We start from the raw sequence: 24,369 nt of genomic DNA on the forward strand, positions 1-24,369 counted from the left end.
CTATAATTTGTTTACTAAATAAAATTAAAATGATTGGAGTCGATCAAATGGCAATTTTAGTTCTTGGAGGAGCTGGCTATATTGGTTCTCATACTGTCGATAAGCTCGTATCGCAAAATTATGATGTAGTAGTGGTAGATAATTTATTAACAGGACACCGTGGCGCGATTCATCCGAAGGCGCGGTTTTATGAAGGCGATTGTCGTGACAAAGAATTTTTAGCGGGCGTGTTCAAAAAAGAAACCATCGAAGGTGTTGTTCATTTTGCGGCCAGCTCATTAGTCGGCGAGTCGGTAGAAAAGCCCTTAAAATATTTCAACAACAATGTGATCGGCATGGAAGTTTTACTGGAAGTAATGGAAGAATTCGGCGTGAAAAATATCGTCTTTTCATCAACCGCAGCGACCTACGGTGAGCCTGGGGTTTCTCCAATCAGTGAAGAGGTTCCAACCAATCCGAAGAATCCTTACGGCGAAAGCAAGTTAATGATGGAAAAAATGATGAAGTGGTGTGACAACGCCTACGGAATGCGCTATGTTGCGTTACGTTACTTCAATGTAGCAGGAGCCAAGTCTGATGCTAGCATTGGGGAAGATCATGATCCAGAGACTCATTTAGTACCGATTATCTTACAAGTCGCCTTAGGTCAAAGAGATCATTTGACGATTTTTGGTGAAGATTATGACACACCAGACGGGACATGCATCCGTGACTACGTTCAAGTTGAAGACTTGGCAGCGGCCCATATTTTGGCCTTAGAATATTTGAAGGCCGGCAATCCAAGTAATTTCTTTAATCTTGGATCAAATAACGGTTATTCTGTAAAAGAAATGTTAGATGCGGCAAGAGAAGTGACTGGAAAAGATATTCCAGCGGAGATAGGCCCCCGTCGTGCCGGCGATCCCAGCCGTTTAGTGGCGTCTAGTGACAAGGTCAAAGAAACATTAGGCTGGAAGCCAGAATACACTGATGTAAAAGCGATTATTGAAACCGCGTGGAATTGGCACGTTAGTCATCCCCACGGCTATGAGGACTAGGAGGAAGTATGAATGTCAATCAGTCAAACGGTCAGAGACTTTATTACTTTGGCTATTCAATCCGGCGGTTGGATGGAAATGGATCGGATTTATTTAGAAAATCGGGTAATCGCCCTAATTGGTGAAGATTCCCTTGAAACGTCAGAGCTTCGCCCAGTCACAGCTAGTTCAGTTGAATTGGCGGATCAATTATTAGATCAAGCTCAAAAGAATGGCCTGATTACGGAAATGCAAGCAGAGCGAGATATTTTAGAAGGCCAACTAATGGACTTAATGACGCCGCCGCCCTCTGTGGTGAATGCGTATTTTGCCCAATACTATTCGAAGGACCCTGTCCAAGCGACGGATTATTTCTTCAAACTAAGTAAAGACAATGATTATATCAAAACCAGAGACATCGCTCGTAATATTATTTTCCCAGCTGAGACAGCTTATGGAACATTAGAGATTACGATCAATTTGTCAAAACCAGAAAAAGATCCGAAACAAATCGCGGCTGAACGGACTGCGGTAAAAGTCGATTATCCCAAATGCATGCTATGTATGGAAAATGAAGGCTACAAAGGCCGGATGAATTATCCTGCCCGCACCAATCATCGAATCATTCGCATGAATTTAGATGGTGAAAGCTGGGGCATGCAATACTCGCCTTATGCTTATTACAATGAGCACTGCATCGTTTTATCGGAAGAACATCGCCCAATGAAGATCACGCGTGACTCTTTCCAACGCTTGCTGAAGATCACTGAAGTATTGCCCCATTATTTTGTTGGCTCGAATGCTGATTTGCCGATCGTGGGGGGCTCGATTCTCTCTCATGACCACTATCAAGGTGGGCGTCATACTTTCCCAATGGCGGTGGCTGAGATGGAACGTACCTTTGAATTGCAAGATTTTCCAATGATCAAAGCAGGCATCGTAAAGTGGCCGTTATCGGTGATTCGACTGCAAAGTAAGAATGCAAACGAATTGGTAGATGCAGCAACAATGATTTTAGAAAAATGGAAAAACTACTCTGATGAAGCCGTACAAGTGGTGGCCGTGACCGAGGATGATACGCTACATCATACGATTACACCAATCGCCCGCCGAAATGGTGAGCTGTTTGAACTGGATCTAGTCTTGCGGGATAACAATGTTTCTGAAGAATTTCCTGATGGGATTTTCCATCCGCACCCAGATGTTCAACACATTAAAAAGGAAAATATTGGTTTGATCGAAGTGATGGGCTTGGCGGTGTTGCCGCCACGCTTAGCGACTGAATTAAAAGAAGTCGAAAACTATTTATTAGACGAAAAAAATGAGATTGCAGATTACCATGTTGAATGGGCTGATCAGCTTAAAACAACGGAAACGATCACGGCAGAAAATGTGACCGAAGTCGTCCAAAAAGCCGTCGGTGCCGTCTTTGCACGTGTGCTAGAAGACGCAGGCGTCTTTAAGCGGGACGTGGAAGGTCAAGAAGCCTTCACTCGTTTCATTACGACGTTGTAGAAAGGAATTGCCATGGCGACGATACGAGATATTGCAAAACAAGCAGGCGTTTCACCGGCGACCGTTTCTCGCGTTTTGAATTACGATCAAGAGTTATCCGTGGCGCAAGAAACGCGACAACGCATCTTTGAAGTGGCGGAAAAATTAAATTATACGAAGCACAAACGCTCACCTAAAATGGGGCGAGCGTTGATTCGTTTAGTCCAGTGGTATGACGAGGCTGAAGAATTAGCAGATTTGTATTATTTATCGATTCGCTTAGGGATTGAGAAAAAGGCCGAAGAATTAAATCTTCAAGTCCGCCGCGAAACCTTAAATGAACTGTCTGAATCGCAAGTGACTGGAACGATTGCATTAGGCAAGTTCGATGCAGCGCAGATTCGACAATTGAAACAATTAGATGATAATTTATTATTTGTTGATTTTGATGCCATGCAGTTGGGATTAAATTCACTAGTCGTCGATTTTGATCAAAGCATGGATTTGGTGATCGATCATTTTATCCAACAAGGGCATCAGAAAATCGGGATTCTCTCTGGAGAAGAAGTGACAAAACATAATTTACAGCCAATTGAAGACCCTCGTATGTTGTCTTTCAAAAAAAAGCTGGAGCAGCTAAACCTTTTTCGTCCAGATTTGGTGGTAACCGCACCTTTTTCAATGGAAGCCGGAAAAGCTGCTGTGAATGAATTTATTGCTGAGAGCAACGATCTTCCGACAGCCTTATTCGCTTCTAGTGATGCTCTAGCGATTGGTGGCATGCAGGCAATTCAAGCTGCTGGACTGCGGATTCCAGAAGATATCTCCGTAATTGGTTTCAATGATGTCAGTGTCGCAAAATATGTCTCGCCCGCCTTGTCTACAGTTAAAGTCGAGACCGAATGGATGGGGGAATTAGCTGTCACCACGCTTTTAGAATTAGCGAAAGAATATTCCCCGGTTCCTCGAAAAATCATGCTAGGTACGGAACTGATCCAACGAGCGTCAACCAATTAATTTCAAGCAATAGACAAAACAGGTTTTCTTCTCAAAAGAGCGGAAGGCCTTTTTTGTAATCGGAGGTTTAAACCAAAAATAATGGAGCGAGCCAGCCAGAACAAGAAAAAGATAATTATCTAGCCAGCTAGTAGGAAAGCATTTGTGGTTTATGTTAAAATATGGCTATCTTAAATGCGAGGAAATGACTTTTATGAAATTATTAGCGATGGATACATCCAATCAAACATTAGCCGTAGCGGTTTTAGAGGATGCCAAACTGTTGGCGCAGTTTCAATTGAATCGGAAAATGAATCATAGCTTGACTTTGATGCCGGCGATTGAATCGGTGATGCAGGCAAGTGGCCTAACACCTAACGAGTTGGATCGCATCGTAGTAGCCCAAGGTCCTGGCTCGTATACAGGCATTCGGATTGCGGTCACGACTGCGAAAACATTAGCCGAAACTTTGCAGCTTGAGCTAACCACTGTTTCAAGTTTGGCAGTGCTGGCAGCCAATAGTCAAACGGATAAATTAATCGTTCCACTAATGGACGCTCGTAGAAACAATGTTTATGGGGCTGCTTATCGTTGGGAAGAACAACGATTAGTTAATGTGATCGCAGACCAGCACATTCCTTTAGCAGATTTGCTCAAAAAAATTAACGAACCGGCAATTTTTGTGGGTGAGACTGAAAAATTCCGGGCAGAGATCGCTGAAACATTAGCGACTGCGAAAATTAGCGAATCGGACCGTTTAAACTTACCTAATGGACTTGTTTTAGGCCAGCTTGGTCTTTTAGCTGATCCGATTGAAAATATTCATGGACTTGTGCCAGAATATTTGAAACGGGTGGAGGCAGAAGAGAAGTGGCTAGAGACGCATCAACCAGGGGACGAGAACTATGTTGAAAAGATTTAGCGGCCTAGTCAAAACAATCTTGTATGGAAAGCAATATCCTTTCAATACCAAGACGGTGACGCTGGGGGACCAACAGTTTTTACTGCGAAAAATCGTCGATCAGGATATTAAAGAACTGATTGCATTGGAGCGGGATGTCTATTTTGGAGAGGCACCTTGGACCAAGAGCGCTTTTTTGTCAGAAATTCATTCGCCGATTCCTCATCTGTATTTGTGTATCGTCACGCTGGAGAACGAGATCGCGGGTTTTATCGGCAGTCGATTGATTGGAGACGATACGCATATTACGAATATTGCGGTCGGTACCTATTTCCAAGGTCAAGGAATCGGTAGCCTATTGATTGACGAAGTTGAAAAATTCGCTATAATGAACGATTGTGAAACCCTCTCCCTAGAAGTCCGGTTAAGTAATACCGATGCGCAAAGGCTTTATCGCCGTTTAGGGTTTTCATCGCGGAATATTCGGAAAAATTATTATACCGAAAATAGCGAGGACGCATTAGACATGAATAAACATTTGGATGTGGAACTAGGTGGACAATAGTTGGATAAATCAGTGGATAAAGAGTTAGCACAAAAGTTTTGGGAGATTAGTCAAGAGGCATATGTCTATGATTCCCCTTGGACAGCGGAACAATTTGCCAGTGATTTGGCCCAATCCCACAGCCATTATTTTATGGAGTCAGAAGAAATCGCCGCCTTTCTTGGTTTCCATCAAGTCTGTGATGAAATTGAGATCACCAATATCGCCACGGCAGTCAAAGGACAAGGCATCGGCGGTAAATTAATGAGACGATTGATTCAGTACGCAAAGTCGCAAAAAATTGCGAGTATTTTTTTGGAAGTACGTGCTTCGAACCATGAGGCGCGGCTTTTTTACGGAAAATTTGGCTTCCAAGTGATTGGAACAAGGAAAAAATATTATCGGCATCCGACAGAAGATGCGGTGCTGATGAGTTTGAAAGTAGGAAATAAAGATGAGTGAGACCGAACTGATTTTGGCAATTGAAAGTAGCTGTGATGAGACCAGTGTCGCTGTAATCGAAAATGGAGAAAAAATTCTTTCAAATATCGTAGCTTCCCAGATTAATAGTCACAAACGCTTCGGCGGTGTCGTACCAGAAGTGGCGAGTCGTCACCATGTCGAACAAATTACAATTTGTATCGAAGAAGCATTGAGCGAAGCACAGGTAACAGGCAATGATTTACGTGCTGTCGCCGTTACATATGGACCTGGACTTGTGGGGGCGTTGTTAATTGGCTTGAGTGCCGCGAAAGCTTTTGCTTGGGCGAATGGGTTGCCGTTGATTCCAGTGAATCATATGGCTGGCCATATTTATGCGGCTCGTTTAGTGGAGCCGTTGGAGTTTCCGTTGATGGCTTTATTAGTCAGCGGGGGACATACGGAGCTTGTTTATATGGCGGAAGATGGTTCTTTTGAAATAATTGGTGAGACACGAGACGATGCGGCTGGTGAGGCCTATGATAAGGTTGGACGAGTGTTGGGTCTGAGTTATCCAAGCGGAAAAGAAATTGATCATTTGGCTCATCAAGGTGAGGATACGTATAATTTCCCGCGGGCGATGATCAAAGAAGACAATTTTGATTTTAGCTTCAGCGGCTTGAAGAGTGCGTTTATAAATTTGACGCACAACGCCGAACAGCGAGGGGAAGCGCTGGATCATAATAATTTAGCAGCCAGCTTCCAAGCTAGCGTCGTGGAAGTCTTAGTCACCAAAACCATCAAAGCTTGCAAAGCCTATCCGGTAAAACAGTTAATCGTAGCTGGTGGAGTGGCCGCTAATCAAGGATTGCGGGAAAAGATGTCAGCGACGATCCAAATAGAGTTGCCAGATTTAAAATTGATCGTACCGCCATTACGTTTGTGTGGAGACAATGCGGCAATGATCGGAGCGGCAGCTCATGTAGAATTGCAAAAACATCATTTAGCTGGAATGAGCTTGAATGCTAATCCAAGTTTGGCTTTTCAACATATCTAAAAAGTCATACTAAAGCAAAAAAAGTAGGGCAGTCTGTTCTATCAAGACCTATGGACAAAAATCCGTAGGTCTTTTTTTTTCACAAACCTCGGTTGTTGATTTCACTAAAAAGAATTTGCTGTTTAAGGTATGTTTCTATCAAACTTGGCTAAACTTTAAATAATTTCTTTTTTCAGCTAAGCTGTTTTTTAATTTTGCGACTGGGAAAAGTTAATTGTTGCTTTTCATAATAAATCTTTAATCTTGATTGTGAAACACATGTTATATTTTTATACTATTTATGCAGGTGATGAAATAGGGGTGAAAAAAATGACGTTTAAGTACTGAGTGTGATTGGAAAAAATACTTAGAGTTTCTAAGCAAGCAAAGCGTATATTTTTTTCAGCATCAATGTGAAATAAATCACTTGCATAAAATGAAAGCGTTAACTGCGGATTTGCTAAATTTTGAAACTCAAATTGAGAGATCGGTGATCTTTTTTAAACAATTTGAATGGAGTGATTAGGTGTTATTAGCAGTTTCTTTTCTTATCGTAGTAGCTTCACTAGCTGGACTGATTTATTTAAAAAGAAAAAAATGGTCCTTTTCGAAACGAGTTGTTCTTGCCATGGCTGTGGGAATTATTTTAGGGTTGATCTTTAACCAAATGTTATCAAATGGCCAAGGCGCTGTCTTATCGGATTGGATCGGCATCATCGGTAGTGTCTATGTAAAATTACTGCAGATGATTGCGATTCCATTAATTTTTGTCTGTGTCTTATTAGCTTTTACCAAAATTGAAATAAAAACGAATGTTCTGAAAGTCGGGATGACGATCATCGGTACATTAATCGTCACTGCCGGGATTGCCGGAATGGTCGGAATTATAACCGGATATTTTTCGAATATCGATGGAAATTCATTTAATATTTCCCAAACTGCTTTGCATTCTGCCAATGAGATTCAGAAAAGTTATGTTTCTGGTGGTGAGCAAACATTGACAATGCCGCAAAAGATCATTGCGATCTTCCCATCAAATCCCTTTTTTGATTTAACGGGACAGCGGCCGAGCGCTACGCTAGGGGTAGTCATTTTTGCTTTCTTTTTAGGGGTTGCCTATCTGAAGATTAAAGATAAAAAAGTGAAAGAAGCCAAGCTCTTTAAAGACATCCTAGATAGTGCGTATGAGATCATTATGTCAGTTGTGCGGCTCTTTATTTCTTATGCTCCTTATGCAGTATTGACGATTATGATCGCAACGATCGTCAATAATGATGTTTCTGCGGTTGTGAAGCTGGCGAAATTCTTTGTTGTAGCGTACATCGGATTGTTTGTAGTCTTCTTGATTCAATTATTAATTTTAGCAATTTGTGGGTTGCCGCCCGTTAGGTATTTGCAAAAAGCTTTTCCCGTTTTATCATTTGCTTTTATTACAGCTTCTAGCGCTGGATCGATGCCAATGAATATTGAGATGCAGGATGACTTACAGATTCCTCGCAGCGTTTCTAGTTTAGCCGCGTCTTTTGCAACTTCAATGGGAATGAATGGCTGTGCCGGTGTTTATCCAGGGATTATCATTGCGATTGTTGCGATGACGCAGAATATTAATCCACTGACACCGCAGTTTTTACTGTATGCTGGTTTTATCATTGCTATGACTTCGTTTGGAATTGCTGGAACAGGTGGTGGTGGAACAGTGGCGACGATTATTTCTTTATCAGCATTAGGATTGCCTGTCGGACTAGTGGGTGTATTTATTGCAGTTGAGCCCTTGATTGATATGGGTCGGACAGCGATTAACTTAAATGGTGGCGTCGTAGCCAGTGCTGTGACTTGTAAAATTAATCGGATTCGACTGTCGCAAGTAAAATAGAAATTCTCGCTTCCTCATTTTCATGGGGAAGTTTTTTTATACAACATGTTTGAGATAAAAGCTTGCTAGTTTGTAAATATTCAGTTATTATGAATAAAAATAAATGATTAACGGATTCGTACGGATGATTATTCAAAAACTGGAGGGGTTTAGATGGAAAATATTTTTCATGGGAAAAGTTTTTTAAAGGAAATTGATTTTACGAAAGAAGAGCTGCTGTATTTAATTGATTTTGCGGCGCATTTAAAAGAATTAAAGCAAAAAAATATTTCTCATCGCTATTTAGCAGGCAAGAACATCGCCTTGCTGTTTGAAAAAACATCGACCCGAACACGTGCGGCATTTACAACTGCGGCGATCGACCTTGGGGCTCATCCAGAATATTTAGGAAAGAATGATATTCAGCTAGGTAAAAAAGAATCCGTAGAAGATACGGCGAAAGTTTTAGGTAGTATGTTTGATGGGATCGAGTATCGTGGCTTCTCGCAAAAAGCCGTCGAAGCATTAGCCGAATTTTCAGGCGTGCCGGTTTGGAATGGATTAACGGATGAATGGCATCCTACTCAAATGTTGGCGGATTTCTTAACCATCAAAGAACATTTTGGCAAACTCGAAGGATTAACGTTAGCGTATGTCGGCGATGGCCGCAACAATGTAGCCAATTCTTTACTGATTACAAGCGCGATTCTAGGCGTCAATATTTCGATTGTCACGCCAGAAAAACTTTTTCCAGAGGAATCGTTGATTGACTTGGCAAATAAATACGCAAAGCAGTCACAAGCTAAAATTTTAGTGACAGCGGATATTGACCAAGGTGTCGCCGGAGCGGATATTATTTATACGGACGTATGGGTGTCAATGGGAGAAGAAGCCGCCTTTAAGGAAAGAATTGATTTGTTGCTTCCTTATCAAGTCAACCAAGCGCTGATGACAAAAACAAAAAATGCGGACACGATCTTCTTGCATTGCTTGCCAGCCTTTCACGATTTAGCAACTGAGGTAGGCGAGGAAATCAAAGAAAAATATGGTTTAGCTGAAATGGAAGTAACCGATGAAGTCTTTCGCGGAAAACAAGCATTGCAATTCCAGCAGGCGGAGAACCGGATGCATACGATTAAAGCCATGATGGCCGCAACGCTAGGTGATCTCTTTATTCCAAAAGTATAAAAATTGCTGCTTGGACTAGTCAGATGAAGAATTTTCTGGTAGTATGATGCCAGAATATTTATTTCATCAATGATAAAGAGAAGTCTATGGTCTGTTTTTTTAGCGAGTTCGGGCAGGTGAGAGCCGAATAAACAAAAGTAGATGGCGCACTTTTGAGGTGAAACGGCAGCTACCGTTATAGCCTGAGTGGGTCGTTTTTTACGACAAAAAGAGTGGTACCGCGGGAAATCTCGTCTCTGATGTTTTTAAACATCAGAGACTTTTTTTGTCAGTTCTGCTTTTTGCAGTTTGTCAGGCTTGAAGCCTGTTATGGATTCTAGCGAAGTTGATAAACAAGAGGTTTAGCATAATGATAGGACAACGAAAATGAGTATAAATTAAAAAAAATTTATCTCATTATTGCTAGAGTTGACTGTGAGTTTTTCTCCCCGTTTTAACAGGTTAGAAAAAGCGTATGCGTAGGAGGATGGAATCATTTTTCTGCATTTTAGAAAAATGGTACCATGGAGACGAGTTAGCGGTCAGTTCTGCTTTTTCTTGCAGTGGGAGATAATCAAAATGAAATAGGAGGAATTTGGATGAATAATCAAGAAATCGTGGCACAAGCAGTTTTTGAAGTGGTCAAAGAAAATTTAACGTTGCCGGAAGTGGAGCGTTTACTAGAAAAACCGAAGTCTGTGGATCATGGTGACGTGGCTTTTCCAGCCTTCGCGTTGGCGAAAGTTTTTCGCAAAGCACCGCAACAAATCGCGGCGGAGTTGGCAGAAAAAATCAACCCTGATGCTTTTGAAAAAATCGAGGTAGTAGGTCCGTATTTGAATTTCTTTATGAAAAAAGAAGTTATTTCTAGTATGGTCTTGAAGCAAATCGCGAAAGAAGCGAGTCAGTTTGGGAATAGCAATATTGGTAATGAAGGTAACGTAACGATTGATATGTCTTCACCAAACATCGCGAAGCCGATCTCAATGGGACATTTGCGTTCAACAGTCATCGGTAATTCCATCAGCCTGATTTTAAGTAAGATCGGCTATCAGCCAATCAAGATCAATCACTTAGGCGATTGGGGCACACAATTCGGGAAATTGATCGTGGCGTACAAAAAATGGGGCTCAGAAGAAAAAGTCAAAGCGGAGCCAATCAATGAATTGTTACGTCTTTACGTGGAATTCCATGAAAAAGCCGAAGAAGAGCCTGAATTAAATGACGAAGCGCGGGCTTGGTTCAAGAAGCTGGAAGAAGATGACGAAGAAGCACTAGAATTATGGAAATGGTTCCGCAGCGAATCATTAAAAGAATTCAACAAAATTTACAGTATGCTAGAAGTTGAATTTGATTCTTATAACGGCGAAGCCTTTTACAACGACAAGATGGATGAAGTGGTAACAATGTTGGAAGAAAAACATTTGTTGCAAACCAGTGAGGGTGCGGAAATCGTTAACCTTGATAAATACGACTTGAATCCAGCCTTGATTAAAAAATCGGATGGCGCGACTTTATATATTACCCGAGACTTATCCGCAGCACTTTTCCGGAAACGTGAGTACAACTTTGTTAAGTCACTTTACGTTGTTGGGAATGAACAAAGTGGACACTTTAAACAATTGAAGGCTGTCTTGAAGGAAATGGACTTTGATTGGTCAGATGAAATGGTGCATGTTCCTTTTGGTTTGATCACGAAGGATGGCAAAAAATTATCGACGCGTAAAGGTAAGATTGTTTTATTAGAAGAAGTATTAAATGAAGCAAAAGACTTAGCTTTCAAACAAATCGAAGAAAAAAATCCTGATTTGCCAAATAAAGAAGAAGTGGCGCATCAAGTCGGTGTCGGCGCGGTAATCTTCCATGACCTGAAGAATGATCGCCTGAATAATTTTGACTTTAATTTAGAAGAAGTCGTACGTTTTGAAGGGGAAACGGGGCCGTATGTCCAATATACTCACGCTCGGGCGATGTCAATTTTGGAAAAAGCTGCCTTCACCGTTGATCCAGAAGCAGTCTATGCCTTAAATGATGCCGATAGCTGGGAAATCATCAAGCTGTTACAAAGCTATCCAGAAATTGTGATGCAGGCGGCAGATCAATATGAACCATCTGTAATCGCAAAGCATTCGATCAGAGTAGCCCAAGCCTTCAACAAATACTACGCCCATACAAAAGTGTTAGTTGATGATGAAGAAAAGGACGCACGTCTAGCTTTAGTCCATGCGGTCACTGTCATTTTGAAAGAAGATTTACGTCTACTAGGCGTTCACGCACCAAATAAAATGTAAAAAAATAAGACTCAGGCAAGTTTAAAACTTGTTTGAGTCTTTTTTGTAATAACTCCCCACGCTCAAAATCAGTATGGTATACTTTTTACGGCACGATGTGTCAAGACACATACGAAGGAGCGAAATCATGAAAAAAATATTGTTAGGATTGGGTTGTTTAGGTTTAATCGGATTATTAGCAGGTTGTGGGCAAAGTCAGGCTGAGAAAAAAACCGCAGATAATCCGCACAAGTTGGCGTTGATTTTAGGTTTCGGCGGTGTCGATGATCGTTCGTTCAATCAAGCGGGCTGGGAAGGTCTTGAAAAGTGGGGGAAAGACAAAGGGTTAACAGCAAAGAAGGATTTCACCTACTTAGAGACAAATGATCCTCAAGAAAATAGTACAAACATCAGTCAAGCTGTTGAAAATGGATTTACGACGGTTATTAGTTTAAGTTATCTACAAGCAGATGCAATCAAAGAAGCGGCGGAACAGCATCCAAAATTAAATTTTGCTTTAATCGATGGTGATCTTACCGGGATAGAAAATGTCGTTTCAGCGACATTCAAAGATCAAGAAAGCGCCTATCTTGCTGGAATAGCTGCTGCTTACAGCACGAAACAAAATCACGTCGGTTTTATTGGGGGAATGGAAGGCCCTGTGATCCAACGTTTTCAAAGTGGTTTCGAAGCTGGGGTAAAAGCTGCTGGAAAACAGTTAGGAAAAGAAATCAAAATCGAAGTGCAATATGCAGCCTCTTATGATGCACCAGACAAAGGGAAGGCGATTGCTGCATCTATGTATAAAGAGGGAGCAGACATTCTTTACCAAGCAGCTGGAAGTACAGGTGCCGGGGTCTTCCAAGAAGCGAAAGCACAAAATGAGAATAATCCTAGTCGAAAAGTTTGGGTGATTGGTGTAGATAGAGATCAAACCGACGAAGGTGATTATCAAATGGCTGATGGAAAAACAGGAAACTTCACATTGACCTCAACCAAGAAAAATGTAGGTGCGGCCGTAACCGAAATTGCAGATGCGGCTTATGAAAACAAATTTCCTGGTGGGAAGCATTTGGAATTTGGCTTAAAAGAAGGCGGGGTTGATTTAACCAAAGGTCAACTATCGAAAGCGGCTGAAAAAGCAATCGCAACTGCGAAAGAACAAATAAATGCGGGAAAGTTGACCGTTCCGGAAGAATAAAAAAAAGCAGCAGAAGCTCGTTAAGCGTTCTGCTGCTTTTTTTGATAGTTGGCGATCTTAAGAAGAAGGCTATTTAGAAAATAGAAGAGCTGGTGGGGTCTGCTAAAAAGGCTGCGACCTGTTGTGCGTCTTCTGGCGCTCTTGAAATGATAATGATTGTATCAAAGCTCGCCATTGTAGCCACAATCAAATGACTGGAAAGATCATCTAACACAGAGGCTAATAAATGCGCGTTATCAGGTAGTGTGTTGACGATTGTCATAAACTGGATTGGTTCGATTTTAACGATGACTTCCCCGGTCATGCGAATCAAGCGTTTGATATCGTCATCTTCAGTCGGTGCTGTCTGCTCTTGAAATAATTCAAAGCGGGGTTTGCCGGTGTCATCAATCGTTTTAACGATCTTTAAGTCGCGAATGTCTCGTGAGATTGTCGCTTGTGTCGCTGAAACCTCATGACTTTTTAAATGGTCCATCAATTCGTTTTGATTGCGAATCGGATTTTCAGAAATGATTTGTTTGATTAATTCGTGGCGGTCTTTTTTTCGCATAAGAAAACTCCTTAATTGTCGTAGTAAATGGTAAATCCCTCTGCTAGTCAAATAAGCAAGGGCAAGAGAATAATAATTATGCACTCAGTATAGCAGAAAAAGTTTTTTTAAACAGTATCCCTCAATAATTATTAATCCGCCAAAAGTGAAATAAAAAAGATTGATTTATCAAAAGGCTTCTTGTATAATTACTAATTGTGTGTAGGAGACTGCTCACAAAAAAATCCACATTCTGACTTGATTCGTAAGGCGGTGCTGCTTGTCAGTTCCTTATGAAGAAGAGAGCAGAAGAGGAAAACAAAAAACCAATTGGAGGAAACACAAATGTCAGTATTGTCTATGAAACAATTACTAGAAGCCGGCGTACATTTTGGTCACCAAACTCGTCGCTGGAACCCAAAAATGAAGAAATATATCTTCACAGAAAGAAACGGCATCTACATCATTGACTTGCAAAAAACAGTCAAATTAGTAGACGCAGCTTACGATTACATGAAAAATGTTGCTGAAGACGGCGGCGTTGCTTTATTCGTAGGTACTAAAAAACAAGCACAAGATGCTATCAAAGAAGAAGCGATCCGCGCTGGTCAATACTATGTAAACCACCGTTGGTTAGGCGGAACTTTGACTAACTGGGATACAATCCAAAAACGTATCGCTCGTTTGAAATCAATCAACGCTATGGAAGCAGACGGTACTTTCGAAGTATTGCCTAAAAAAGAAGTTGTTGGTTTAAACAAAGAACGCGAACGTCTTGAAAAATTCTTAGGCGGTATTGCTGATATGCCTCGCATCCCTGATGTTATGTATATCGTTGACCCTCGTAAAGAACGTATTGCTGTTCAAGAAGCACAAAAATTGAACATTCCAATCGTTGCTATGGTTGATACAAACTGCGATCCAGATGAAATCGACGTAGTTATCCCTTCAAATGATGACGCTATTCGCGCCGTGAAATTGATCACTGCTAAAATGGCTGACGCATTCATCGAAGGAAACCAAGGTGAAGATCAAGTAGCAGAAGCAGACTTCGCAACTGAAGAAGGCGGACAAGCAACTTCAATCGAAGAAATCGTTGATGTAGTAGAAGGCGACAACGCTTCTACAGAATCAGCTGAATAATTTCGTAGCATATGCTGCTTCAAAGTAAATAACTACCTTTGAAGCAGCTTTTTTAGAAAAATTAAGGAGGCCGTTAAAATGGCAGATGTAACAGCTAAATTAGTAAAAGAATTACGCGACATGACTGGCGTAGGAATGATGGATGCAAAACGTGCGTTAGTAGAAGTAGAAGGCGACATTGAAAAAGCTGTCGATCTTTTACGTGAAAAAGGGATGGCTAAAGCAGCTAAGAAAAATGACCGGATCGCTGCTGAAGGTTTAGCTTCAGTTGCAGTTAAAGGAAACACTGCTGCAATCGTTGAAGTAAACTCAGAAACAGACTTCGTTTCTAAAAACGAAATGTTCCAAGACCTAGTTAAAGAAATCGCAGAATTAGTTGCTGAACACAAACCAGCTGACATGGATGCTGCAATGAAATTAACAAACGCTAAAGGTGAAACGTTAGAAGCTGCTTTAATCGAAGCAACCCAAGTAATTGGTGAACGTATCAACTTCCGTCGTTTTGAAGTTGTTGAAAAAGACGACAACGCTGCTTTTGGCGGTTACTTACACATGGGCGGACGCATCGCTGTTTTAGCTTTATTAAACGGCACAACTGACGAATCAGTTGCCAAAGATGTTGCAATGCATGTTGCGGCAATCAACCCTCGTTATGTGAACGAAAGCCAAATCCCTGAATCAGAATTAGAACATGAAAAAAATGTTTTAACTGAACAAGCGTTAAATGAAGGTAAACCAGCGAATATCGTTGAAAAAATGGTTATCGGCCGTTTGAATAAATTCAAAGCCGAAATCGCTTTGGTTGACCAACCATTCGTTAAAGATCCTGATATGACTGTTGAAAAATATGTATCTTCTAAAGGTGCGACAGTTGTCAGCTTCGTTCGTTTCGAAGTCGGCGAAGGTATCGAAAAACGCGAAGATAACTTTGTTGAAGAAGTTATGAGCCAAATCAAAAAATAATTCTGTTTAATAGACAGTTGGGAACGCACGAAAAATGTGCGCTCCCTTTTTTTAAGCAAATTCAAATTTGAGTGGCGTCAGAAGCAGAGTATGCTAAAATATCAATAGAGTGACAGTGGAGGTATTGAAATGGATGAACCAAAATATAAACGCGTAGTATTGAAACTTAGTGGAGAGGCCTTAGCAGGTGATGAAAAGTTCGGTATTAATCCACCAGTAATCAAAGATATCGTAGAAGAAATCAAAGAAGTTCATGATTTAGGAATTGAAATGGCAATCATCGTCGGTGGCGGAAATATCTGGCGTGGACAAATTGGTGCTCAAATGGGCATGGAACGTGCGCAAGCCGATTATATGGGCATGCTGGCAACTGTGATGAATGCTTTAGCTTTGCAAGATGCGTTAGAAAATATTGATGTACCAACTCGTGTTCAAACATCAATTGAAATGCGTCAAATTGCTGAGCCTTATATTCGTCGGAAAGCAGAACGTCACCTTGAAAAAGGTCGGATCGTGATTTTTGCTGGGGGAACAGGAAATCCTTATTTCTCAACTGACACAACGGCGGCATTAAGAGCGGCAGAAGTCAATGCGGACGTGATCTTAATGGCGAAAAATAATGTCGATGGGGTTTATTCAGCGGATCCTAAACTTGATGAAAATGCCGTGAAATATGAAGAGTTGACCCACTTGGATGTCATCGCTAAAGGTCTTCAAGTGATGGATTCAACCGCAAGCTCATTAAGTATGGATAATGATATTCCACTTGTTGTCTTTAATTTAAATGAACCAGGAAATATTAAACGCGTTGTACTCGGTGAAAACATCGGGACGACTGTAAGGGGGAAATAATATGGCAGATGCAGTAATGAATGAAGCAAGAGATAAAATGAAGAAGGCGCAAGAAGCCTTGCAACGTCAATTAGGCCAAATTCGCGCAGGTCGTGCGAACGCAAGTCTATTAGACCGCATCACTGTGGACTACTATGGCGTCCCAACACCGGTGAATCAAATGGCGTCAATCACGATTCCAGAAGCACGTGTATTGATGGTAACACCCTTTGATAAAAATATGATCGGTGACGTTGAAAAAGCGATTCAAGCAAGTGACATCGGTTTAAATCCAGCAAACGACGGCAACGTGATTCGTCTAGTGATTCCACAATTGACGGAAGAACGCCGGAAAGAATTAGCTAAAGAAGTAAAGAAAGAAGCAGAAGGCGCGAAAATTGCTGTTCGTAATATTCGCCGTGATGCGATGGACGACTACAAAAAACAACAAAAAAATGGCGATTTGACCGAAGATGATTTACGTGATGTAGAAAAAGATATTCAAACCTTAACAGATGAGAATATCAAAGCCATTGACGAAATCATTAGCGAAAAAGAAAAAGAATTATTAGAAGTATAATTCAATGACTGGTGTACGAGTCTCGTACGCCAGTTTTTTTGTCGTATTCTAATTTTTTTAATTAAATTGGAGCAGCTTTCGAAAAAACGAAATTCTTAAAAGTAGTTTCGCCAATGTTTGAAATTATTTAAATACTATGAATATTCATAGGCAAGCATTTAGATTATTGCTATAATGGCTGTTGAATCTAATTGCTTGTTTACTTTCTGAAAAAAATAATAAATCGCTTGCGAAATAATCCGGAGTTTAAAAAAAGCTTTTTTTTAGTTAGCAAGAACGAATCCATAAATACGAGCTAGGATGTCAGTTCCGCTATTCCCAGTTTTATTGGACAGATGGACAAATGAATTGTTGATCTTAAAAAGCACAAACAGTTTAGCGGAATGATATACGTGGTGAGAATCAAACTCATTTTTCGCACGATGAAAAATGAATCCATAAATACGAGCTAGGAGTGAAAACATGGTCTTACGTTTTTTTCCACAAAAAGAAAAATATACACCTGAAGAATCAGACTTTGCATTTGATCCAGAGGGTGCTATTCCAAAACACATTGCGATCATTATGGACGGTAACGGGCGCTGGGCGCAAAATCGTCGTCTACCGCGCATTGCCGGTCATAAAGAGGGTATGGAAACGGTCAAAAAAATTACGAAGGAAGCCAATCGCCTCGGGGTAAAAGTTCTGACTCTCTATGCTTTTTCAACAGAGAATTGGAAGCGGCCCGACGATGAAGTCAAATTTCTGATGCAGCTACCGGTTGATTTTTTTGATACTTTCGTCCCTGAATTGATTGAAGAAAATGTTCAAGTCCACGTGATGGGCTACGAAGAGTATTTGCCGTCCCATACACAGGATGCGGTAAAGCGAGCAATTGAACAGACTGCTGACAATGATGGCTTAGTTTTAAATTTCGCCCTCAACTATGGCAGTCGAGCAGAGATCATCTCAGCTATGAAACAGATGGCGCAAGAAGTGAAGGATGACCAATTAGCCATCGATGCAATCGACGATACCGTCATGGGAGATCATTTAATGACGGGCTTTTTGCCCTATGAACTACGGGATCCAGAGTTAGTAGTGCGTACTAGTGGGGAAGAACGGATCAGCAATTTTTTACTATGGCAATTAGCTTATAGTGAACTATATTTTACCAAAGCGTTATGGCCTGATTTTGATGGAGACCATTTGGAAACAGCGATTGCTTCTTTCCAAAATCGTAACCGTCGTTTTGGCGGCTTGAATAAAGATACTAGCGCCACTTAAAAATTTTTTTACGGTAGTGGTATGAAAAATTAGTAACTGAATTAGGAGGAAAAAAAGTGAGACAGCGAGTAATTACTGCTGTCGTTGCCTTAGTGATTTTTATCCCTATTTTGTACGTTGGGGGAATCGCGGTAGAAATAGCAGCGGCAGTATTAGCAGGAATTGGTGTGTACGAATTATTTCGTATGAAGGGCTTGGCGATTTTAAGTTTTGAAGGGGTGCTTTCGATATTGGGCGCCGTTTTTCTTGTTTTGCCAGCGGAACGTTGGATGCCTTTTTTAAGTGGCAACAATAGTAATTTCCTATTATTTTATTTGACAGTAATGATCATCTTAGGTTTTTCAGTCGTTTCAAAAAATACCTATACGATTGATGAAGCAGGGTTTCCTGTCATAACTAGCTTGTATGTTGGCGTCGGCTTTCAAAATCTAGTGACGGCTCGCGACAGCGGTTTAGCTATTTTGCTATTTGCCTTTTTTGTTGTTTGGGCGACTGATATTGGCGCGTATATGGTTGGACGGCAAATCGGTAAGCGGAAGCTTTGGCCTGAGATTTCACCAAATAAAACGATCGAGGGTGCGCTTGGAGGAATCGCTAGTGCGGTTGTTGTAGCGGTCATTTTCTTTTTAGTCCAACCGCAAGTATTCCAACATAATTTAGTGACGATGATCATTTTTACGATTGTCTTTTCAATCGTTGGTCAATTTGGCGACTTAGTGGAATCAGCTATCAAGCGTCACTATGATGTGAAAGATTCAGGAAATATTTTACCAGGGCATGGTGGCATCCTAGATCGTTTCGACAGTATGCTGTTTGTCTTTCCAATGATGCATTTATTGGGTGTCTTCTAAACAATGAATCAACTGTTTTTAACCAAATTTCATTCTAACTAAAGGGGTGCGCTTCGGCGTTGCCCTTTTTTTGTCATCTTTTTTTTAAATAAAGGATAGATTAGTGTGTTAGTAGTCGCGTGTTCGTTTTCCAGAAAGATAACTCCATTTAAATTCTCAACTTCACGAATGAACTTTAGCTAAAACATGCTAAGTGAAATTCGTGAAGTTTTTTATGTTACTAGATGTTTTATTTTCTAATCGAATAAAAACATAAAAATTTGTATACTTTCTAAAAAAAATCCTATTTTTTTTCCAAAGATCAATCGCTATACTGATGATAAATAAAGCGTTTACAAAAACGCTGGAAGGAAGGATTAATACATGAAGAAATGGCAAGGATTTTTAACAGTAACAATGGCACTTGGCTTAACAGTTTCGTTGGCAGCGTGTGGTGGAGGGGATGGCGACAAAGCGACTGATGCTTCAAAAGGTAGCAGTGGTGATACTACGAATGTTGCAAATAAGGACAAACCACTTGTATGGTTCAATCGCCAACCATCCAACTCGTCAACTGGAGAACTAGATAAAGCAGCGTTGAGTTTTAATGATAATACTTATTACGTAGGCTTTGATGCAAAACAGGGTGGCGAAGTTCAAGGTACGATGATCAAAGATTATATTGAAAAAAATATCGATACGATCGATCGCAATGGTGATGGCACTATCGGGTATGTGCTGGCTATTGGTGATGTAGGTCATAATGATTCAATCGCTCGGACACGTGGAGTACGTGAAGCGTTAGGCACAGGTGTTAAGGAAGATGGCGGAATCAACAGTAAGCCAGTTGGAACCAATACTGAAGGGAAATCTAAAGCAGTTAAAGATGGCGAAATTGAAGTAAAAGGAAAGAAATATAAGATTCGGGAATTGGCTTCTCAAGAGATGAAAAATAATTCCGGGGCCACATGGGATGCAGCGACTGCAGGAAATGCAATCGGTACTTGGTCGTCTTCTTTTGACAAACAAATCGATGTAATTGCTTCAAACAATGATGGAATGGGCATGTCTATTTTCAATGCATGGTCTCAAGAAAACAAAGTTCCAACATTCGGCTATGACGCGAACAGCGATGCAGTTTCAGCAATTAAAGAAGGCTATGGTGGTACTGTCAGCCAGCGTGCGGATGTTCAAGCATACTTGACTTTACGAGTATTACGGAACTCGCTAGACGGCGTTGATATGGATACTGGTATTGGTAAGGCGGATGATGCTGGAAACAAATTAGGTTCTGACGTTTACAAGTATGATAAAGACGAACGCTCTTATTATGCGATGAATGTAGCTGTAACAGGAGATAATTATAATGATTTCACTGATTCTACAAAGATTGACAAAGCAGTCTCTAACCAATTAGGCAAAGAAAATTCTCCAGAAAAGAAAGTTTGGTTGGACATCTACAACTCTGCCGATAACTTCTTAGGTTCTACCTACAAACCATTATTAGAAAAATACGATAAGCTATTGAATTTGAACGTGGAATATATCGCGGGTGATGGACAAACGGAATCTAATATTACTAACCGCTTGGGGAACCCTAACGAATACGATGCTTTTGCCATTAACATGGTTAAAACTGATAATGGCGCTTCTTACACTTCTATTCTAAATCAATAAACGTAAGGTTCTTGACTGAGACTGCAATAGTTTTTGCAGTCTCAGGTTTGAAAATCTGAGCAATGAAGGAAGTCTTTCGAGGAAATAAGCGCAATATTGGCCTGCTTCGATACATATTTCTAATATTCCGCTTGTTTGCCTCGTTTGTTTATATGCAGATAAAACTTGTTTTTGTCAAGAAATGTTTAACTATTTGAAAATGCAAACGCTTTGAACTCGAGGCTAGCCCTAACGGCATTGTTGAACTAGTTTTTAGAAATTATCAGTATGTGAATCCCCAAAGAGGACCAATAAATTTTCGCTGTCTACGATTATTGAACAAGCAGTTAATTTTTTGATGTTTATTTATAAAGATAGATACAGGAGTATAAATTATGACAGAAAAAAAAGAGGATACTATTTTATCCATACGAGGTATGAGTAAGTCTTTCGGTCGTAACCGTGTACTGGATCGCATCAATTTGGATGTTGGACGAGGAACAGTTATGGGGCTGATGGGTGAAAATGGCGCTGGAAAATCCACGATGATGAAATGCCTTTTCGGAGCCTATCAAAAAGATGAAGGAACCGTGTATTTGGATGGTAAAGAGGTTAGTTTTAGCGGACCTAAAGACGCTTTAGAAAATGGAATTGCGATGGTCCATCAGGAATTGAACCAAGCATTAGAAAGAAACGTTGTTGATAACCTCTTTTTAGGCCGTTATCCGACAAATTCCTTAGGAGTAATCGACGAAAAACGGATGCGAAAAGAAGCATCTGAACTTTTTAGAAAATTAGGTATCACAGTAAATCTAACACAGCCAATGCGAATGATGTCCGTTTCTCAAAGACAGATGTGTGAGATCGCAAAAGCCATTTCTTACAATGCTAAGGTAATTGTTTTGGATGAACCGACGTCTTCCTTAATGTCACAAGAGGTTGACAAGCTATTTGAAATGATGCGCCGATTAAGAGACGATGGAATTTCTTTGATCTATATTTCTCACAAGATGGATGAGATTTTTGAAATATGTGATGAAGTATCCGTTTTGCGTGATGGAAAGTTAGTCACCACAAAAGCAACAAATGAAACTAACATGAATGAATTGATCACAGCGATGGTGGGACGTTCATTGGATAATCGTTTCCCGCCAGTTGATAACGCACCAGGTGAAACGATTTTATCGATTCAACATCTATCTACTAGATTTACACCCCAGCTACAGGATGTCACTTTTGACGTTGGCCGTGGTGAGATTTTCGGACTATATGGTCTAGTAGGAGCGGGTCGTACAGAATTATTGGAAACGATCTTTGGAATTCGCACGAGGGCTGCTGGTCGAGTGTACTTTAATAAAAAATTGATGAATTTCGGTAGTTCTAAGCAAGCGATGGATCAGGGTTTTGCTTTGATCACTGAAGAACGCAAAGCCAGCGGTATTTTTGATAAAGGAAATCTTATCTTCAATACTACTATTGCGAATTTACCAGAATATAAATCAAGAGTGGCGCTTTCCGAGTCCAAGATGGAGAAAGCAACAGTGAAAGAAATCAAATTAATGCGTACCAAAGCAATGAGCCCGAATGATTCGATCGCCAGCTTATCAGGTGGAAACCAGCAAAAAGTTGTTTTTGGTAAATGGTTAGAACGTAATCCACATGTCTTTTTGATGGATGAACCGACGCGAGGCATCGATGTAGGTGCTAAATACGAAATTTATGAGTTGATCATCAAAATGGCAAAAGAAGGAAAGACCATTATCGTTGTTTCCTCGGAAATGCCTGAAATATTAGGGATTACTAACCGGATCGGAGTCATGTCAAACGGTCGTCTTTCCGGGATTGTCAATACAGCTGAAACGAACCAAGAAGAATTGATGCGACTCAGCTCAAAATATCTATAGTAAAGGGGTTTAAAGGAAACATGGCAACTACAAAAAATCTATTATCTGCCGAAGAAGAATTAAAATTGCGGCAGCCGATCGATGAATATGTCGGCAGTATCCAAAAACAAGTTGATTCCCTAAGAGAAGAAGGAACGGATCAAGTCCTTTCGCTACTTAGTTTGATTGAAAGCACAAAACGTGACCGCAGTCTTTCAAAGGATGAAAAAGAAGAAAAAATCACTGCTTTGAATAAAGACCTTGAAGTAGCAAAGAAGATTGAAGAACAGAATAAGGATCAAGTTGCGGCGCTGGTCAATAAGGCTGAGGCATACATCAAAGAGCATTTTGATAAAGACTATTTTCAATATGTGAAGAAAAGTGCTGAAGAAGAGAAGATACTCGCAAAAGAAAATTATCAAATCAGACTACATGAAATGTCAAAAGAACGTCAACAGGCATTGGCTAAATTATCTGATAGTCAGGAAATCAAAGAAGAAAAATATGTATATAAGAATAAGCTATTCGATGTCAAAATGGACTATTTAGCTGAGAAACAGCGGATCAAAGATCGTATGCACGAAGCCTTCAATCATAAATTTCATTTGTTAGATATGCTTCGAATGTCCAAATTCAAATTGGCGGAAACAATTGAGCAGCATTGGGAAAATTACAAATATACGTTCAATCGTCGAGACTTTTTATTAAAAAATGGTTTGTACATTGCAATCATTATTGTCTTTCTTATTTTAGCTATCATTACTCCGGCTGTAAAAGGAGCTCCGTTATTGACCTACAATAATGTGTTGAATATTTTACAACAAGCTTCTCCACAGATGTTTCTTGCTTTAGGAGTTGCTGGCTTGATCCTTTTGACAGGTACTGACCTTTCGATCGGACGGATGATGGGGATGGGGATGACAGCTTCCACCATCATCATGCACCAAGGAGTCAATACTGGGGGGGTCTTTGGTCATATCTTTGATTTCACCAAAATGTCTTTAGGCGCACGATTAGCTTTAGCATTAGTTGCTTGTATTGTTTTATGTACATTTTTCACAACTATCGCCGGCTTCTTTACAGCGAAGTTTCTAATGCATCCATTCATTTCTACGATGGCCAATACACTGATTATTTTCGGGTTGGTTACTTACGCAACAAAGGGTGTTTCGTTTGGTGCTATTGAACCGGCTATTCCCAATATGATTATTCCGAAAGTGAATGGATTTCCAACGATCATTCTTTGGGCTTTAGCAGCGATTGTGATTGTATGGTTTATCTGGAATAAAACTACCTTTGGAAAAAATCTCTATGCAGTTGGTGGTAATCCTGAAGCAGCAGCGGTATCAGGTATTTCCGTTTTCACTGTAACCATTTGCGCCTTCATTTTGGCAGGGGTCTTGTATGGTTTTGGTTCTTGGTTAGAATGTGCACGGATGGTCGGTTCGGGCTCAGCAGCATATGGTCAGGGTTGGGAAATGAATGCAATTGCGGCCTGTGTTGTGGGGGGCGTTTCCTTCACTGGTGGGATCGGTAAGATTTCTGGTGTAGTTGTCGGGGTTGTAATCTTTACTGCTTTGACATACGCATTGACAATTTTAGGTATCGATACTAACTTACAGTTCGTCTTCTCAGGAATCATCATTTTAGTTGCGGTAACGCTTGACTGTTTGAAATATGTACAGAAAAAATAAGACTCTCTAAGTTAATACTGAAGAGGATTGCATTCAAATGTCAAAGTTTATTTTGACTTACGGATGCAGTCTTTTTTAGGTATAATGACTCTTGGGA

21 protein-coding genes and 1 other annotated feature are annotated in these 24,369 nt (G+C 40.5%); of the genes, 20 read left to right on the forward strand and 1 reads right to left on the reverse strand.

The window, feature by feature from the left end; all coding sequences use genetic code 11:
• Window positions 1-47 precede the first annotated feature (47 nt).
• From galE to RV00_RS02430, 11 genes are all read left to right on the forward strand, one after another.
• Window positions 48-1,037, forward strand: coding sequence for a UDP-glucose 4-epimerase GalE (gene galE / locus RV00_RS02380; RefSeq protein ID WP_071860996.1), 990 nt, complete (start codon window positions 48-50; stop codon window positions 1,035-1,037).
• A gap of 12 nt (window positions 1,038-1,049) precedes the next feature.
• Window positions 1,050-2,531 carry a UDP-glucose--hexose-1-phosphate uridylyltransferase gene (gene galT, locus RV00_RS02385; protein ID WP_071860997.1) on the forward strand — a complete coding sequence of 494 codons (1,482 nt, stop codon included), beginning with the start codon at window positions 1,050-1,052 and terminating at the stop codon, window positions 2,529-2,531.
• Between the two features lie 12 nt (window positions 2,532-2,543).
• A complete protein-coding gene (locus RV00_RS02390) occupies window positions 2,544-3,527 on the forward strand; it encodes a LacI family DNA-binding transcriptional regulator (RefSeq protein ID WP_071860998.1) in 984 nt (327 codons plus the stop codon).
• 193 nt (window positions 3,528-3,720) lie between these two features.
• Complete coding sequence (gene tsaB, locus RV00_RS02395) at window positions 3,721-4,428, forward strand: tRNA (adenosine(37)-N6)-threonylcarbamoyltransferase complex dimerization subunit type 1 TsaB (protein WP_071860999.1); 708 nt, start codon at window positions 3,721-3,723, stop codon at window positions 4,426-4,428.
• Complete coding sequence (gene rimI, locus RV00_RS02400; protein ID WP_071861000.1) at window positions 4,412-4,972, forward strand: ribosomal protein S18-alanine N-acetyltransferase; 561 nt, start codon at window positions 4,412-4,414, stop codon at window positions 4,970-4,972. Before tsaB ends, rimI (RV00_RS02400) begins: the two co-directional genes overlap by 17 nt.
• Complete coding sequence (gene rimI, locus RV00_RS02405) at window positions 4,973-5,413, forward strand: ribosomal protein S18-alanine N-acetyltransferase (RefSeq protein ID WP_143141764.1); 441 nt, start codon at window positions 4,973-4,975, stop codon at window positions 5,411-5,413. It begins immediately after the preceding gene.
• Complete coding sequence (gene tsaD, locus RV00_RS02410) at window positions 5,406-6,428, forward strand: tRNA (adenosine(37)-N6)-threonylcarbamoyltransferase complex transferase subunit TsaD (RefSeq protein ID WP_071861001.1); 1,023 nt, start codon at window positions 5,406-5,408, stop codon at window positions 6,426-6,428. The genes rimI (RV00_RS02405) and tsaD overlap by 8 nt, the downstream gene beginning before the upstream one ends.
• 505 nt (window positions 6,429-6,933) lie before the next feature.
• Window positions 6,934-8,280 (forward strand): cation:dicarboxylate symporter family transporter, encoded by a 1,347-nt coding sequence (locus RV00_RS02415; RefSeq protein ID WP_071861002.1) that lies wholly within the window; start codon window positions 6,934-6,936, stop codon window positions 8,278-8,280.
• Between the two features lie 153 nt (window positions 8,281-8,433).
• Complete coding sequence (argF, locus tag RV00_RS02420; protein WP_071861003.1) at window positions 8,434-9,447, forward strand: ornithine carbamoyltransferase; 1,014 nt, start codon at window positions 8,434-8,436, stop codon at window positions 9,445-9,447.
• Window positions 9,448-9,507: 60 nt separating this feature from the next.
• Window positions 9,508-9,688: a binding site (T-box leader), on the forward strand.
• Between the two features lie 337 nt (window positions 9,689-10,025).
• Window positions 10,026-11,717 (forward strand): arginine--tRNA ligase, encoded by a 1,692-nt coding sequence (gene argS / locus RV00_RS02425; RefSeq protein ID WP_071861004.1) that lies wholly within the window; start codon window positions 10,026-10,028, stop codon window positions 11,715-11,717.
• A 127-nt stretch (window positions 11,718-11,844) separates the two neighbouring features.
• Window positions 11,845-12,897 (forward strand): BMP family lipoprotein, encoded by a 1,053-nt coding sequence (locus RV00_RS02430; RefSeq protein WP_071861005.1) that lies wholly within the window; start codon window positions 11,845-11,847, stop codon window positions 12,895-12,897.
• Window positions 12,898-12,970: 73 nt separating this feature from the next.
• Here the strand turns inward: RV00_RS02430 and RV00_RS02435 are convergent, their stop codons facing one another.
• Window positions 12,971-13,447 (reverse strand): arginine repressor, encoded by a 477-nt coding sequence (locus RV00_RS02435; protein WP_071861006.1) that lies wholly within the window; start codon window positions 13,445-13,447, stop codon window positions 12,971-12,973.
• Between the two features lie 324 nt (window positions 13,448-13,771).
• Here RV00_RS02435 and rpsB point away from each other — a divergent pair, with 324 nt between their 5' ends.
• The 9 genes from rpsB to RV00_RS02480 all read left to right on the forward strand — a co-directional run bounded on the left by rpsB (window position 13,772) and on the right by RV00_RS02480 (window position 24,272).
• The gene (gene rpsB, locus RV00_RS02440; protein ID WP_071861007.1) at window positions 13,772-14,569 is read left to right on the forward strand and encodes a 30S ribosomal protein S2; all 798 of its coding nucleotides are present in this window, start codon (window positions 13,772-13,774) and stop codon (window positions 14,567-14,569) included.
• A 78-nt stretch (window positions 14,570-14,647) separates the two neighbouring features.
• A complete protein-coding gene (gene tsf, locus RV00_RS02445; protein WP_071861008.1) occupies window positions 14,648-15,532 on the forward strand; it encodes a translation elongation factor Ts in 885 nt (294 codons plus the stop codon).
• A 129-nt stretch (window positions 15,533-15,661) separates the two neighbouring features.
• On the forward strand, window positions 15,662-16,384 hold the full coding sequence (gene pyrH, locus RV00_RS02450; RefSeq protein ID WP_071861009.1) for a UMP kinase: 723 nt from the start codon (window positions 15,662-15,664) through the stop codon (window positions 16,382-16,384).
• Between the two features lies 1 nt (window position 16,385).
• Window positions 16,386-16,943, forward strand: a complete 558-nt coding sequence (frr, locus tag RV00_RS02455; RefSeq protein ID WP_071861010.1) for a ribosome recycling factor — start codon at window positions 16,386-16,388, stop codon at window positions 16,941-16,943.
• Between the two features lie 462 nt (window positions 16,944-17,405).
• Window positions 17,406-18,209 (forward strand): isoprenyl transferase, encoded by an 804-nt coding sequence (locus tag RV00_RS02460; RefSeq protein ID WP_071861011.1) that lies wholly within the window; start codon window positions 17,406-17,408, stop codon window positions 18,207-18,209.
• Between the two features lie 56 nt (window positions 18,210-18,265).
• Window positions 18,266-19,060, forward strand: coding sequence for a phosphatidate cytidylyltransferase (locus tag RV00_RS02465; protein ID WP_071861012.1), 795 nt, complete (start codon window positions 18,266-18,268; stop codon window positions 19,058-19,060).
• Window positions 19,061-19,423: 363 nt separating this feature from the next.
• Window positions 19,424-20,716 (forward strand): substrate-binding domain-containing protein, encoded by a 1,293-nt coding sequence (locus RV00_RS02470; protein ID WP_071861013.1) that lies wholly within the window; start codon window positions 19,424-19,426, stop codon window positions 20,714-20,716.
• Between the two features lie 374 nt (window positions 20,717-21,090).
• Window positions 21,091-22,599, forward strand: coding sequence for a sugar ABC transporter ATP-binding protein (locus tag RV00_RS02475; protein WP_071861014.1), 1,509 nt, complete (start codon window positions 21,091-21,093; stop codon window positions 22,597-22,599).
• 20 nt (window positions 22,600-22,619) lie between these two features.
• Entirely contained in the window at window positions 22,620-24,272 is a 1,653-nt protein-coding gene (locus RV00_RS02480) for a galactose/methyl galactoside ABC transporter permease MglC (protein ID WP_071861015.1), read from the forward strand.
• Window positions 24,273-24,369: the final 97 nt, after the last annotated feature.

Origin of the sequence: Enterococcus devriesei (assembly GCF_001885905.1) — a bacterium.
GTDB lineage: Bacteria > Bacillota > Bacilli > Lactobacillales > Enterococcaceae > Enterococcus_A > Enterococcus_A devriesei.

Coding starts and splice junctions, on each gene's coding strand:
- RV00_RS02430 (WP_071861005.1), top strand. CDS start 11,845: ATGAAAAAAATATTGTTAGGATTGGGTTGTTTAGGTTTAATCGGATTA.
- tsaB (WP_071860999.1), top strand. CDS start 3,721: ATGAAATTATTAGCGATGGATACATCCAATCAAACATTAGCCGTAGCG.
- rimI (WP_071861000.1), top strand. CDS start 4,412: ATGTTGAAAAGATTTAGCGGCCTAGTCAAAACAATCTTGTATGGAAAG.
- RV00_RS02475 (WP_071861014.1), top strand. CDS start 21,091: ATGACAGAAAAAAAAGAGGATACTATTTTATCCATACGAGGTATGAGT.
- tsf (WP_071861008.1), top strand. CDS start 14,648: ATGGCAGATGTAACAGCTAAATTAGTAAAAGAATTACGCGACATGACT.
- RV00_RS02470 (WP_071861013.1), top strand. CDS start 19,424: ATGAAGAAATGGCAAGGATTTTTAACAGTAACAATGGCACTTGGCTTA.
- rpsB (WP_071861007.1), top strand. CDS start 13,772: ATGTCAGTATTGTCTATGAAACAATTACTAGAAGCCGGCGTACATTTT.
- pyrH (WP_071861009.1), top strand. CDS start 15,662: ATGGATGAACCAAAATATAAACGCGTAGTATTGAAACTTAGTGGAGAG.
- RV00_RS02460 (WP_071861011.1), top strand. CDS start 17,406: ATGGTCTTACGTTTTTTTCCACAAAAAGAAAAATATACACCTGAAGAA.
- RV00_RS02390 (WP_071860998.1), top strand. CDS start 2,544: ATGGCGACGATACGAGATATTGCAAAACAAGCAGGCGTTTCACCGGCG.
- galT (WP_071860997.1), top strand. CDS start 1,050: ATGTCAATCAGTCAAACGGTCAGAGACTTTATTACTTTGGCTATTCAA.
- galE (WP_071860996.1), top strand. CDS start 48: ATGGCAATTTTAGTTCTTGGAGGAGCTGGCTATATTGGTTCTCATACT.
- RV00_RS02435 (WP_071861006.1), bottom strand. CDS start 13,447: ATGCGAAAAAAAGACCGCCACGAATTAATCAAACAAATCATTTCTGAA.
- argS (WP_071861004.1), top strand. CDS start 10,026: ATGAATAATCAAGAAATCGTGGCACAAGCAGTTTTTGAAGTGGTCAAA.
- argF (WP_071861003.1), top strand. CDS start 8,434: ATGGAAAATATTTTTCATGGGAAAAGTTTTTTAAAGGAAATTGATTTT.
- tsaD (WP_071861001.1), top strand. CDS start 5,406: ATGAGTGAGACCGAACTGATTTTGGCAATTGAAAGTAGCTGTGATGAG.
- frr (WP_071861010.1), top strand. CDS start 16,386: ATGGCAGATGCAGTAATGAATGAAGCAAGAGATAAAATGAAGAAGGCG.
- RV00_RS02480 (WP_071861015.1), top strand. CDS start 22,620: ATGGCAACTACAAAAAATCTATTATCTGCCGAAGAAGAATTAAAATTG.